General features: G+C 59.4%; 12 protein-coding genes and 1 pseudogene. 5 read left to right on the forward strand and 8 right to left on the reverse strand.

Going from position 1 to position 13,369, the window contains the following annotated elements; translation table 11 throughout:
- Positions 1-18 precede the first annotated feature (18 nt).
- Both ATI14_RS08095 and ATI14_RS08100 read right to left on the reverse strand, forming a co-directional pair.
- Positions 19-402 (reverse strand): PaaI family thioesterase, encoded by a 384-nt coding sequence (locus ATI14_RS08095; protein WP_080520351.1) that lies wholly within the window; start codon positions 400-402, stop codon positions 19-21.
- Positions 402-2,732 (reverse strand): Tex family protein, encoded by a 2,331-nt coding sequence (locus ATI14_RS08100; protein ID WP_080520350.1) that lies wholly within the window; start codon positions 2,730-2,732, stop codon positions 402-404. The genes ATI14_RS08095 and ATI14_RS08100 overlap by 1 nt, the downstream gene beginning before the upstream one ends.
- Before the next feature lie 355 nt (positions 2,733-3,087).
- Between ATI14_RS08100 and ompR the strand changes: the two genes are divergently transcribed.
- A complete protein-coding gene (gene ompR, locus ATI14_RS08105; RefSeq protein ID WP_003187669.1) occupies positions 3,088-3,828 on the forward strand; it encodes an osmolarity response regulator transcription factor OmpR in 741 nt (246 codons plus the stop codon).
- A gap of 117 nt (positions 3,829-3,945) precedes the next feature.
- On the forward strand, positions 3,946-5,259 hold the full coding sequence (locus tag ATI14_RS08110; protein WP_016972191.1) for an ATP-binding protein: 1,314 nt from the start codon (positions 3,946-3,948) through the stop codon (positions 5,257-5,259).
- A gap of 169 nt (positions 5,260-5,428) precedes the next feature.
- Here ATI14_RS08110 and rimK read toward each other — a convergent pair whose 3' ends face one another.
- Positions 5,429-6,334 carry a 30S ribosomal protein S6--L-glutamate ligase gene (gene rimK / locus ATI14_RS08115; protein WP_003187674.1) on the reverse strand — a complete coding sequence of 302 codons (906 nt, stop codon included), beginning with the start codon at positions 6,332-6,334 and terminating at the stop codon, positions 5,429-5,431.
- A complete protein-coding gene (gene rimB, locus ATI14_RS08120; RefSeq protein WP_005783815.1) occupies positions 6,331-6,813 on the reverse strand; it encodes a retropepsin-like aspartic endopeptidase RimB in 483 nt (160 codons plus the stop codon). The genes rimK and rimB overlap by 4 nt, the downstream gene beginning before the upstream one ends.
- 298 nt (positions 6,814-7,111) lie before the next feature.
- Between rimB and ATI14_RS08125 the strand changes: the two genes are divergently transcribed.
- Positions 7,112-7,519, forward strand: a complete 408-nt coding sequence (locus ATI14_RS08125) for an RNA-binding S4 domain-containing protein (RefSeq protein ID WP_016972192.1) — start codon at positions 7,112-7,114, stop codon at positions 7,517-7,519.
- Positions 7,520-7,668: 149 nt separating this feature from the next.
- On the opposite strand, the gene ATI14_RS08130 is transcribed toward ATI14_RS08125, so the two are convergent.
- Positions 7,669-8,472, reverse strand: coding sequence for a phosphatase PAP2 family protein (locus tag ATI14_RS08130; RefSeq protein ID WP_016972193.1), 804 nt, complete (start codon positions 8,470-8,472; stop codon positions 7,669-7,671).
- Between the two features lie 104 nt (positions 8,473-8,576).
- Between ATI14_RS08130 and hslO the strand changes: the two genes are divergently transcribed.
- Both hslO and ATI14_RS08140 read left to right on the forward strand, forming a co-directional pair.
- Positions 8,577-9,479 carry an Hsp33 family molecular chaperone HslO gene (gene hslO, locus ATI14_RS08135; RefSeq protein WP_016972194.1) on the forward strand — a complete coding sequence of 301 codons (903 nt, stop codon included), beginning with the start codon at positions 8,577-8,579 and terminating at the stop codon, positions 9,477-9,479.
- A gap of 179 nt (positions 9,480-9,658) precedes the next feature.
- Complete coding sequence (locus tag ATI14_RS08140) at positions 9,659-11,200, forward strand: phosphoenolpyruvate carboxykinase (protein WP_016972195.1); 1,542 nt, start codon at positions 9,659-9,661, stop codon at positions 11,198-11,200.
- Positions 11,201-11,426: 226 nt separating this feature from the next.
- Here the strand turns inward: ATI14_RS08140 and ATI14_RS31905 are convergent, their stop codons facing one another.
- From ATI14_RS31905 to ATI14_RS08155, 3 genes and pseudogenes are all read right to left on the reverse strand, one after another.
- Entirely contained in the window at positions 11,427-11,783 is a 357-nt protein-coding gene (locus tag ATI14_RS31905; protein WP_026083053.1) for a DUF1493 family protein, read from the reverse strand.
- A 749-nt stretch (positions 11,784-12,532) separates the two neighbouring features.
- Positions 12,533-12,972: pseudogene (locus ATI14_RS08150) on the reverse strand (Fic/DOC family protein).
- Positions 12,972-13,142, reverse strand: a complete 171-nt coding sequence (locus tag ATI14_RS08155; RefSeq protein WP_016972197.1) for a YhfG family protein — start codon at positions 13,140-13,142, stop codon at positions 12,972-12,974. The pseudogene ATI14_RS08150 and the gene ATI14_RS08155 overlap by 1 nt, the downstream one beginning before the upstream one ends.
- Positions 13,143-13,369 lie beyond the last annotated feature (227 nt).

Raw genomic sequence — 13,369 nt, forward strand, 5'->3', positions numbered from 1 at the left:
CAAATCGAGGGTGGGGAGCTATAGGACAGCGAAGGTGCCTTGTGCTTTTGCGACCAGTTTTTCGTCCTGGAACACATCCGCTTCAACCACCAGCGTGCGCCGGGCGGCATGAATCACGCGGCTGGTGCACAGCACATCACCGTCTTGCACGGCGCGGATGTAGTTGATTTTGCACTCGATGGTCGCGCTCTGCTGGTCGAAACCATGGGCGCTGGAACACGCCAGCCCCATCGTGATGTCCACCAGGCTGAAAATCGCCCCGCCGTGGAGCTTGCCCGCGCGGTTGCGCAGGTGCGGCTCCAGGGTCAGGGCCACCTCGGCAACGCCTTCTTCAAGGCGTTGCAGGCGGCAGCCGATCAGTTCGCTGAAGGCGCTCTGGGTCAAACCGGCCGGAATGTCCATCAGCGTTTCTTCAACTGTTTGGCATTGGCGAACAGCGAGGCCATGGCGTTGTTGCTCGGGGCTGCCGTGGCGGTTTCCTTGCGCGGTGCTTCCGAGCGATTTTGCGACTGACGCGGCGCCGAACCCGGGCGTGCGCCACGGGCACCGTCGATTTTCTCGCCGGGGGTGTCGCTCATGCGCATCGACAGGCCCACGCGTTTGCGCGGAATGTCGACTTCCATGACCTTGACCTTGACCACATCGCCGGCCTTGACCGCTTCGCGCGGATCCTTGATGAACTTCTCCGAAAGCGCGGAGATATGCACCAAACCGTCCTGATGCACGCCGATGTCCACAAACGCGCCGAAGTTGGTCACGTTGGTGACCACGCCTTCAAGGATCATGCCCGGTTGCAGGTCCTTGAGGTCTTCGATGCCGTCCTGGAACTCGGCGGTCTTGAACTCCGGACGCGGGTCGCGGCCCGGCTTTTCCAGCTCTTGCAGGATGTCGGTGATGGTCGGCACGCCGAAGGTTTCATCGGTGTACTTCTTCGGGTCCAGGCGTTTGAGGAATGCGGCGTCGCCGATCAGCGAGCGGATGTCGCGGTCGGTCTCGGCGGCAATGCGTTGCACCAGCGGGTAGGCTTCCGGGTGAACGGCAGATGCGTCCAGCGGGTTGTCGCCGTTCATCACGCGCAGGAAGCCCGCGGCTTGTTCGAAGGTTTTTTCGCCCAGGCGTGCGACTTTTTTCAGCGCGGCGCGGGTTTTGAAGGCGCCGTGCTCGTCACGGTGGGTGACGATGTTCTGCGCCAACGTTGAGTTGAGGCCGGAAATACGCGCCAGTAGCGCGACCGAGGCAGTGTTCACGTCCACGCCGACCTTGTTCACGCAGTCTTCCACCACCGCATCCAGGCCGCGCGCCAGTTTCAGCTGCGACACATCGTGCTGGTACTGGCCCACCCCGATGGATTTCGGGTCGATTTTCACCAGTTCGGCGAGCGGGTCCTGCAGACGGCGGGCAATGGACACCGCGCCACGGATCGACACGTCGAGGTCCGGGAATTCCTTGGAGGCAAGTTCCGACGCCGAATACACCGAAGCGCCGGCCTCGGAAACCATGACCTTGGTCATCTTCATGGCCGGGTATTTTTTGATCAGTTCGGCGGCCAGCTTGTCGGTTTCACGGCTGGCGGTGCCGTTGCCGATGGCGATCAGGTCCACCGCGTGCTTGGCGCACAGGGCGGCCAGTATCGCCAGGGTCTGGTCCCATTTGTTGTGCGGCACGTGCGGGTACACGGTGGTGTGGTCCAGCAGCTTGCCGGTGGAATCGACCACCGCCACCTTGCAGCCGGTGCGCAGGCCCGGGTCGAGGCCCAGTGTGGCGCGCGGGCCGGCCGGGGCGGCCAGCAGCAGGTCGTGCAGGTTGTGGGCAAATACGTTGATCGCCTCGGTTTCGGCGCCGTCGCGCAGCTCACCGAGCAGGTCGGTTTCCAGGTGGGTGTAGAGCTTGACCTTCCAGGTCCAGCGCACGACCTCACCCAACCACTTGTCCGCAGGACGGTTCTGATTCTGGATGCCGAATTGTTGCCCGATCATGCCTTCGCACGGGTGCATGGTGCCCGGCAGCTCGTCACCGACTTTCAGCGCGGAGCTGAGAATGCCTTCATTGCGGCCACGGAAAATGGCGAGTGCGCGGTGGGACGGCATGCTTTTCAGCGGTTCGTCGTGTTCGAAGTAGTCGCGGAATTTGGCGCCTTCTTCCTCTTTGCCGGCGATGACGCGGGCGCTGAGGGTGGCTTCCTGCTTGAGGTAGGTGCGCAGTTTTTCCAGCAGGCTGGCGTCTTCGGCGAAGCGCTCCATGAGGATGTATTTGGCGCCTTCGAGAGCGGCCTTGACGTCGGCCACGCCTTTATCGGCGTCGATGAAGCGTGCGGCTTCGGCGTCCGGGGTCAGCGACGGGTCGTTGAACAGGCCGTCGGCCAACTCGCCCAAGCCGGCTTCCAGGGCGACTTGGCCCTTGGTGCGGCGCTTTTGCTTGTACGGCAGGTACAAGTCTTCAAGGCGGGTTTTGGTGTCGGCGAGCTTGATGTCGCGTTCCAGTTGCGGGGTCAGCTTGCCCTGTTCCTCGATGCTGGCGAGGATGCTGATGCGCCGTTCGTCGAGTTCTCGCAGGTAGCGCAGGCGCTCTTCCAGGTGACGCAGTTGGGTGTCGTCGAGGCTGCCGGTCACTTCTTTACGGTAACGGGCGATGAAAGGCACCGTGGAGCCTTCATCCAGTAGAGCGACGGCCGCTTCGACCTGTTGCGGGCGTACACCGAGTTCCTCGGCGATGCGGCTGTTGATGCTGTCCATAAAACCACCTGAAATTCTGAAAGCAGCTCACAGGCCCGGAAAACAAGGCCTTGCAAGGCTGGTTGAGCGGCCCGACTGGCGCCGCTGCCTGGGTCAAGAGGCAGCCTATTGACCCTCGAAATCGAAAAAGTCACGGAGAACGATTGAAAAAAAGCCGTGCAGTGAACGGGAAATATCTGATGCCGCCCTGCACAAAGGCGCCGCATTATAACCAGCGTTCTGCGGTTGGGGGCACCTTGCCGGTGGTTGTAGGGCGCGGGTTCGGTGGCGCTGGAGGAAAAATCTGCTAACAATGCACACGGTGCGTATAACGGCAGCTACGCCATAATGCGCGCCGAGATAAGAGGAGCATCTAATGAGCAGCACTGCACAAACTGCTGAAGGCGAAAAAATTCTCATCGTTGATGACGATCCGGGGCTGAGTAGCCTGTTGGAGCGTTTCTTCAATTCCAAGGGCTACCGTGCCCGCGCGGTGCCGAACACCGAGCAGATGGACCGCCTGCTGGGACGCGAAGTATTCAACCTGGTCGTGCTCGACCTGATGCTGCCCGGCGAAGACGGCCTCACCGCCTGCAAACGCCTGCGCGGCGCGAACAACCAGATTCCAATCATCATGCTCACCGCCAAGGGCGATGAGCTGAGCCGCATCAAGGGCCTTGAACTGGGCGCTGATGACTATCTCGCCAAGCCGTTCAACCCTGACGAGTTGATGGCTCGGGTCAAGGCCGTCTTGCGTCGCCAGGCACCGGCAGTTCCCGGCGCGCCAGGCAGCGAAGACGAAAGCGTCACGTTTGGCGACTACGAATTGTCGCTGGCGACCCGCGAACTAAAACGCGGCGAAGAAGTGCACATGCTGACCACCGGCGAGTTCGCGGTGCTCAAGGCGCTGGTGATGAACGCCCGTCAGCCGCTGACCCGCGACAAACTGATGAACCTGGCCCGTGGCCGTGAGTGGGATGCACTGGAGCGCTCCATCGACGTGCAGATTTCCCGTCTGCGCCGGATGATCGAGCCGGACCCGTCCAAGCCACGGTACATCCAGACGGTATGGGGCGTGGGGTATGTATTTGTGCCGGACGGCACCGCTACCAAGTGATCGATGATTTGCAGGGGCGGGCATCCTGACGTTTGATTCCACGCGAGTCGACGTGATGCCCGCCTTCTGCAATTCTGCGAGCGCCGCTCGTTTCTGCAAGGTGTCCAGCTGTCTCCTATGAAAACCCCGCTGTGGTTCCCGCAAAGCTTTTTCTCCCGCACCCTTTGGCTGGTGCTGATCGTCGTTCTGTTCTCAAAGGCACTCACGCTGGTTTATCTGTTGATGAACGAAGACGTGCTGGTGGACCGGCAATACAGCCACGGCGTAGCCCTCACGCTGCGTGCCTATTGGGCAGCCGACCCCGAGAACCGCGAAAAGATCGCCAAAGCCGCCACCCTGGTTCGTGTGGCGGGCGCTGGCGTGCCGGAGGGCGAGCAACATTGGCCCTACAGCGAAATTTACCAACGTCAGATGCAGGCAGAACTGGGTGAAGACACCGAGGTGCGGCTGCGGATGCATGTATCGCCTGCCTTGTGGGTGCGCGCACCGAGCCTGGGGCAGGACTGGCTGAAGGTTCCGCTGTACCCGCATCCGCTGCGGGGCCAGAAAATCTGGAACGTCTTGGGCTGGTTCCTGGCCATTGGTTTGCTTTCCACCGCCTCCGCGTGGATTTTCGTCCGCCAGCTCAATCAACCGCTTAAACGGCTGGTATTCGCGGCCCGCCAACTGGGGCAGGGGCGCAGTGTGCGTTTGCCGGTCAGTGATACGCCGAGTGAAATGACCGAGGTGTATGGTGCCTTCAACCAGATGGCGGAAGACGTCGAACAGGCCGGGCGCGAGCGCGAGCTCATGTTGGCGGGGGTTTCCCATGATTTGCGCACGCCCCTGACGCGCTTGCGGCTGTCTCTGGAGTTGATGGGCAACCATAACGACCTGACGGATGACATGGTGCGCGACATCGAAGACATGGACGCGATTCTCGACCAGTTCCTGGCGTTTATCCGTGATGGCCGCGATGAGGTGGTGGAAGAGGTCGACCTCACTGATCTGGTGCGCGAGGTAGTAGCCCCCTACAACCAGAATGGCGAGCAGGTGCGTATGCGCCTGGAGCCTATCCAGCCGTTTGCGTTGCGTCGGGTATCGATGAAGCGCCTGCTGAACAATCTGATCGGCAACGCCTTGCATCACGCGGGTTCGGATGTGGAAGTGGCCGCCTATGTGTCTGGAGACAGCACTGCGCCTTACGTGGTATTGAGCGTGATGGACCGTGGCACGGGGATCGACCCTGAGGAGCTTGAGGGCATCTTTAACCCCTTCACCCGTGGAGACCGTGCCCGTGGCGGCAAGGGCACCGGGCTGGGCCTGGCAATTGTGCGGCGGATTGCTTCGATGCACGGCGGCAATGTGGAACTGCGCAACCGGGAAGAAGGTGGTTTGGAAGCACGGGTGCGGCTGCCGCTTGGCCTGATGCTGCCCCGAGATGCGGTCTGACAAGCACCCAAAACCAAATTGGGGAGCTGGCTTTTGTGTGAGCTGGCTTGCCTGCGATGAGGACACCTCGGTGTATCCGTGATACCCAGGTAATGCCATCGCAGCGGTGCGGCGACCCGACAAGCCAGCTCCCACATGGGTTTTGCGTTGTTCCGAAGGCTGCTGTGTATCAGCCCTTGCCCTTGGTCCGCGTCATATTCGGCCCGCCATTCTTCTCCAGGTGCTGAATGATGATCCCCGCCACATCCTTGCCGGTGGTGGTTTCAATACCCTCCAGGCCCGGCGACGAGTTCACCTCCATCACCAGCGGGCCGTGATTGGAGCGCAAGATATCCACACCGGCCACGCTCAGCCCCATTACCTTGGCAGCTCTCAGGGCGGTCATGCGTTCTTCCGGGGTGATCTTGATCAGGCTGGCGCTGCCGCCCCGGTGCAGGTTGGAGCGGAACTCACCCGGCTTGGCCTGGCGCTTCATCGCCGCGATCACCTTGTCGCCTACCACGAAGCAGCGGATATCCGCGCCGCCGGCTTCCTTGATGTATTCCTGCACCATGATGTTCTGCTTGAGGCCCATAAAGGCTTCAATCACCGACTCTGCTGCGGTGGCCGTTTCACACAGCACCACACCAATGCCTTGAGTGCCCTCCAGCACCTTGATGACCAGCGGCGCGCCATTGACCATTTCGATCAGGTCGGGGATGTCATCCGGTGAGTGAGCAAACCCGGTGACCGGCAGGCCGATGCCCCGGCGTGACAGCAGTTGCAGCGAGCGCAGCTTGTCCCGCGAGCGTGCAATGGCAACGGATTCATTCAGGGGAAATACGCCCATCATTTCGAATTGGCGCAACACGGCGCAGCCATAAAACGTTACTGAAGCGCCGATACGTGGAATCACCGCATCGAAGCCTTCCAGTGGTTTGCCCCGGTAATGGATCTGCGGCTTGTGGCTGGCAATGTTCATATAGGCACGCAACGTGTCGATCACCACCATTTCATGGCCACGCTCGGTGCCGGCCTCGACCAGGCGGCGGGTGGAATACAGACGCGGGTTTCGCGACAGCACAGCAATCTTCATGCAGCACCTGGGGCAGAAATAGTGGAGACCGGGAACACCGGCTTGTCTTGAACGTACTTGACGCCCGGATTGACCACCAACTGGCCGTCAATCAGCGCCTTGGAGCCCAGCAGCAGGCGGTAACGCATGGCCTTGCGGCAGGCGAGGGTGAACTCAACGCGCCACACCCGATCACCCAGCGCCAGAGTGGTGCTGATCACGTAGCGCACCTGCGCATGGCCGTTGGAGCTCTTGATGGTTTTCATCGTCACCAGCGGCGCTTCGCAGCGGCGGTGACGCAATTGCACCACGCTGCCCAGGTGCGCGGTAAAGCGCACCCACTTCTCACCGTCGCGCTCGAACGGCTCGATATCGGTGGCGTGCAGGCTAGAGGTGCTGGCGCCGGTGTCGATCTTTGCGCGCAGGCCTGCCACTCCCAAATCGGGGAGTGCCACCCACTCACGCAGACCCACAACGGTCAAATGGTCAAATGTCTTCAATATGGGTAACCGGCCATTCAGAAATGTGTCGTAGTCGTCGAGGACAGTAACGTCCAACTGCGCATGGATTGTGACAATCCCCAAACCTTCATCGAAGGTTCGGCGCCGATTTCGCGGTATTCACGCAGAATATTCGGCAAATGGCGACAGATATCTCTCGGGTTTCGTCAAACAGTGAGCGCGATGGAAAATCACGCAAAATCCGGGGTGTCTGGCGTATCTTAGGTGAGCCTTGAGGTTTATGCGTCGAAGGGTTTCAACGGTAAAGTTGCGACATTTTTCAGAGCGAGGAATTCAAGTGGCTCAAAAGCAGGAAGAGGAAGAAAAGGTCCGTTTGGACAAGTGGTTGTGGGCAGCGCGTTTTTATAAAACCCGTGCTCTGGCCAAGGCCGCCATCGAAAGCGGCAAAGTGCACCATCGCGGCGAGCGCTGCAAGCCTGGCAAGGAACCGCGTGTCGGCGATGAGTTTCAGATTCGTACAGGGTTTGACGAAAAAACTGTCGTGGTACAAGCGCTTTCCATCGTGCGCCGCGGCGCGCCTGAAGCGCAAACGCTGTACGCCGAGACCGAAGCCAGCATCGCCAAACGCGAAAATGCGGCGGCGATGCGCAAAGCCGGTGCTACGGGCCTGACCACTGACGGCAAACCGAGCAAGAAGCAACGCCGCGACCTGTTCAAGTTTCGCGGCAGCGGCAATGATGATTAATGAGGCAAATCTTCTCCCAAAAGGAGATCAAAATGTTTGCGGGCTTGTGTGGGAGCCGGGCTTGCCCGCGATGCAGGCGGCTCGGTGTAGTTGTAATACCGAGGTGACGCTATCGCAGGCAAGCCAGCTCCCACATTAAGACCGAGGTGTTACGCCGTTGTGCGCATCACGCTTAAACGCCCGATGACTGGCAGCTTGCCGAGCAGCGCGAAGACTGGCGCCGTCACCCGCAACAACCCACCCGACACCTTCGCCGCAAACGGCGTGTAATAGCCCCACCCCAGCGCGAGCAACGCCAGCAGTACGCCACCGATATAGTCGTCCTGCCCCCAATGTGCTCCCGCCACCAGGCGCGGCATCATGAACAACAGCGCAAGCCCCCAGATCACCAAAACCTGAGTGAAGCGCTTGGCAAATACGGACATGAACATCCCCCAGATCAGCAGGACGGAGGCATGATCACCCGGGAAACTCTGGCTGGAACGGTCCTTCAACTCCCAGGTTTTCTCCAGGCGAGGGAAATACTCACTCATATGAATCGCCCCGCTGATCACCATCGACGGGCTGCTGTGTTGCCAGCCCATCTGTGCCGCGAGTTTGGAAAACAGCATGCGGATAAACAGCAGCAGCAACAGAATGCCGAAGAATCCGAAAAACGCCTGGCGCACCTGCACCGCTTTGAAGACCCAGTCGCCGCGAATCAGCAACGCCAGCAGAATCACACCGACCACGGCATCAAAAGGCCGCAAGCTGGCCACAGCCCACACATGCAGCCAGGTGGAATTACTCGCCAGCGGGTCATTGAGCAGATGAAACAGCCATTCGTCGAAAATCACACACAGCATCTGGCCCGTGGGCCACAGCCAAAAACACAGCAGCCCGATTGCGAGTAGATTGCAAAAGGCCCATCGCCCGAGGTTCCACTTGGCTTGGAACAAACCCGGATTGTTCATAAACTGTCCCCCACGACTTTAGAAAACCGCACCAAATTGGTGCTAAAGCGTTCAATTCTATAAACCTTGTAATCAATTTGTCATCAATTCAGATACCCAGACCTATGACTGATCTACCGGATACCGACTTCACCCAACGCTTCATCTTCGACGAGAGCGACGCCCGCGGCGAACTGGTCTCGCTGGAGCGCAGCTATGCCGAAGTCCTCGCCAAGCACCCCTATCCGGAGCCGGTCGCGCAACTGCTCGGTGAGCTGATGGCGGCGGCGGCGCTGCTGGTGGGCACCATGAAGTTCGATGGTTTGCTGATTCTGCAGGCCCGTTCCGAAGGCCCGATTCCGCTGCTGATGATCGAGTGCTCCAGCGAGCGCGAAATCCGTGGTCTGGCCCGTTACGAGGCCGACCAGATCGCGCCGGACGCCACCCTGTCGGACCTCATGCCCAACGGCGTGTTGGCATTGACTGTCGACCCGACCGAAGGCCAGCGTTATCAGGGCATCGTCGACCTCGACGGCGAGACTCTGTCGGACTGCTTCACCAACTATTTCGTGATGTCCCAGCAAGTGGGTACCAAGTTCTGGCTCAACGCCGACGGCAAGCGCGCCCGGGGCCTGCTGGTGCAGCAACTGCCAGCCGACCGCATCAAGGACGACGATGAGCGCGCCGAAAGCTGGCAGCACATTATCGCCTTGGCCAATACGGTCAAAGCTGAAGAGCTGCTGGGGCTGGACAACGAAACCATCCTGCACCGCCTTTACCACGAAGAGGCTGTGCGCCTGTTTGACGCACAAGGTTTGCATTTCCACTGCAGCTGCTCGCGTGAGCGTTCCGGCAATGCGCTGGTGAGCCTTGGGCTTGAAGATGCACAGAACCTGGTGGTGGAACATGGTGGCCATATCGAGATCGATTGCCAGTTCTGCAACCAGCGTTACCTGTTCGATGCAGCCGATGTAGCCCAATTATTTGCCGGCGCCGGCATCGACACCCCTTCCGACACCCGCCACTAAAACGTTTAAGCACAGGTAAATCACCTGACAAACGCCGGATTAGCGCAGTTCTGACGGGAGGGCCCTACTCTTTTTGGGCTTTTCTGGCATAATCCGGCCCACTTTTTTCGCGGTAGTAGTGCGCAACTTTCTACTACAAAACGTTTGGAGCACTCGGCCTTAGGCCGACGGGGAACCTCATGACGCAAGCCAACAACGCCGTATACACCGATCTGAGTGTCGACGATCTGGTTAAAGAAGCCCTGCAGCGTGGTGAAGGCGTGCTCGCCGATACTGGCGCGCTGGTCGTCGAAACCGGTCACCGTACTGGCCGTTCGCCGGTCGACCGTTTCATCGTTGAAGAGCCTTCCACCCAGGCTTCCATCGCCTGGGGCCCGATCAACCGCAAGTTCCCGGCCGACAAGTTCGACGCCCTGTGGGCTCGCGTCGAGGCATTCAACAACGCGCAAGAGCATTTCGTTTCCCATGTCCACGTAGGGGCTGCAGAAGACCACTACCTGGCCGTGAAAATGACCACCCAGACTGCCTGGCAGAACCTGTTCGGTCGTTGCCTGTTCATCAACCCGGCCCAGTACAACCCGGCCGGTCGTGAAGAATGGCAAGTGCTCAACGTGGCCAACTTCGAGTGCGTGCCAGAGCGTGACGGCACCAACTCCGACGGTTGCGTGATCCTCAACTTCGCACAGAAAAAAGTGCTGATCGCCGGCATGCGTTACGCCGGTGAAATGAAAAAAGCCATGTTCTCGGTGCAGAACTTCCTGCTGCCGGCGTCCGACGTGCTGCCGATGCACTGCGCCGCCAACATCGGCGAAGCAGGCGACGTGACCCTGTTCTTCGGTCTGTCGGGCACTGGTAAAACCACCCTGTCGGCCGACGAGAGCCGTTACCTGATCGGTGACGACGAACACGGCTGGGGCGAAGGCGTGGTGTTCAACATTGAAGGCGGTTGCTATGCCAAGTGCATCGACCTGTCCGAGAAGAACGAGCCGGTCATCTGGAAAGCCATCAAGCACGGCGCCGTGCTGGAAAACGTGGTGATCGACGACGCCAAGCACGCCGACTACACCAACGTCAGCCTGACCCAGAACAGTCGCGCGGCCTACCCGCTGGAGCACGTGGCCAAGCGTTCCGAGAAGAACCTGGGCGGCGAGCCAAACGCTGTGATCTTCCTGACCTGCGACCTGACCGGCGTATTGCCGCCAGTGTCGATCCTCAGCGAAGAGCAAGCGGCTTACCACTTCCTGTCCGGCTACACCGCGCTGGTGGGCTCGACCGAAATGGGTTCCGGCGGCGGCATCAAGTCGACCTTCTCCACCTGCTTCGGCGCACCGTTCTTCCCGCGCCCGGCTGGCGAATACGCTGAGCTGCTGATCAAGCGCATCCGCGGCTTCGGCTCCAAGGTTTACCTGGTCAACACCGGCTGGACCGGCGGCGGCTACGGCGTCGGCAAACGATTCAACATCCCGACCACTCGCGGTGTTATCGCTGCGATCCAGAGCGGCGCGTTGGTCGGTGCTGAAACCGAGCACCTGGACACCATCAACCTCGACGTGCCATTGGCTGTGCCGGGCGTAGAAACTGGTCTGTTGAACCCACGCAACACCTGGGCTGACAAGGCTGCTTACGATGAAGCGGCGAAGGCGCTGGCGGGTCTGTTCATCGAGAACTTCAAGAAGTTTGAAGTGAGCGATGCGATCAAGGCTGCCGGGCCTAAGTTGTAAGGTTCGGTTGTCGTAAAAAACAGCCGCCCTCAGGGGCGGCTTTTTTGTGCGCGAAAGTGAGTGGGGAATATGCAAAACAACTGCACCAACACGGCTCGGCTCCCCGCCTTCAATGTGGGAGCCGGGCTTGCCCGCGATGCGGGCGCCTCGGTGGGGCAGGCCAAACTGGGGTGATGCTATCGCAGGCAAGCCAGCTCCCACATTTGGATCTCAGTGTGCCTTGGGGTTAGCTGAGGTTTTCCAATGTTTGCGTATCCCAGCTGTGGGTTTTAATCGCCAGGTACAACATGCCGATGGTGAGCGGGACTTTATCGCCACGGCCTTTGGCGCGACGCTTGAGAAACACATCAAATACCGGCGGCTTGAAGTAGCGATAAGCATCGTAATCGCCCAAGTCGAGCGCAAAGTCCTGCTCCAGTGCATCCATAAACGACTTGGCCTCGGCGCCGTCGCAGCCGAGGTCGAAGTTGAGCGACGTGTCGAGGCGAATGGTCTTGTGTTTCGGCAGGCCGATTTCTTCGTGCAGTAATTGCAGAAGCTGCTGCATCGCGGGGTCTTCGGGGAAATTGGGGGCCAGGTTCATGGTCGGGGCACGCAGAAGTGGGCGAGGGTTGCGTTGTCGGCGGTATGTGTTGCGGGTGATCAAGAGTGCCAAGCCTATCAAGAATATGAAGGCAGGCAACAAAGGCATTCTGAGGATGATTGCCACGTCGGGCAGAAGGCAAGTCATCGTCAACCCTGTGGCGAGACAGGTGATTGCGATGCGTTGTCTGAACAGGGGGGCTTTGATTTGATAATGCAGCATCAAATACGTCAGGAGAAAAAAGGCGGATTGAAGATACAGGGCCATATGACTAAGTCTCGTCCGTGTAGACATGCATTGAGAGAACACTAGTTTCAGCCAGGCGAAGGTGAAATATGTAGTGGGTAGAGCAGGTGTTTTAAGCAGTTTGGGAAGGGTATGACGCTGCTTTGGACGGTTTCTTACAGGGTGCTCCCGCAATTCAGGGTCGGCCGCGATTTTTTGGAGAAAACCGGGCAAATGTGGGAGCCGGTTTGCCTGCGATGGCGTTCTTTCAGGCTGTGTTTCTATACTTGAACGACTGCCATCGCGGGCAAGCCCGCTCCCACAGTTTTAGCTATGTGGCTGGTGTGCGGCGCACTGGATGTCTTCGGCGGTGGCTTCGGTGTCGATGACGAGAGGGTGGGTGTCGTTGAAGTGGGGGCGTAGAAGGCCTAGCACGTTCGCTGAGTGGGCAGCGACGAGGCCAAACCTTGGGAGTGAGCGTAATCGGGAGCGATAAACAGGTGGTTTACCGAGTGGCGGTGCTATCAAGCGCTCGCTGGTTTACTGATACAGCGCTCAAAAATCGCCTCCAATCCACGATAATCACATGCCACCGCGTCAATATTTGCCGGGATCCACGCGGCATCTTTCACCAGCCACCAGTCCACCGAAAATCCAGCATTTACGATGATCTGCTCAAACAAAATCCGCTGTGCCCGGCCGTTACCTTCGCGGAAGGGGTGGATGACGTTGAGGTCGCCGTAGGCTTCGGCAATCTGCACTACCAGCGCATCCTGGGTCGCACCGACAAACCAGTGGGCTTGCTCCATTTGCCTAATAATCTTCAGCGCTTCAGGCGGAATGCGTTCCGGGGTGCAAAACAGGGTGTCGCCTTTCTGGCTTCGCGCAAATCGAGTCGGTTGCGCAGGACGGCGCTACCGGGATAGCAGTACGGATCCTGGCCCACCCCGTATTTGTCGAGCATCAGTGTTGGGTTTTGCGGTACTTGGCAAGGACGGCTTCGCGAGTCGGCAACGGTTTGTCGACGTCAGCCGGTTGGGTATCGAACCCTTCCAGGCGCAGGCTGGCCAGGTAATTGGAACGGCGGATCTTGCGGTAATGATCTTTCTTTTGCTCAAACGTCGGTTCGCTCATTGCAGCGTACTCCTGGGTCGCAAGGCTTGATTGTAGCGTAATGCTTCAGCTTGCAGGCGAGATAAAGATCGAACGCAGAGCCAGTAGTTTAGCCGTGACGCAGAACCAAAAAAATTAAGAGCGGGCTTGCCCGCGATGGCAGTCGTTCAGGTACAGAAACACAGCCGGAAAGGACGTCATCGCAGGCAAGCCAGCTCCCACAATTGAATTGTATTCATCTCACGAAA

This window comes from Pseudomonas tolaasii NCPPB 2192, assembly GCF_002813445.1.
Lineage (GTDB): Bacteria > Pseudomonadota > Gammaproteobacteria > Pseudomonadales > Pseudomonadaceae > Aquipseudomonas > Aquipseudomonas tolaasii.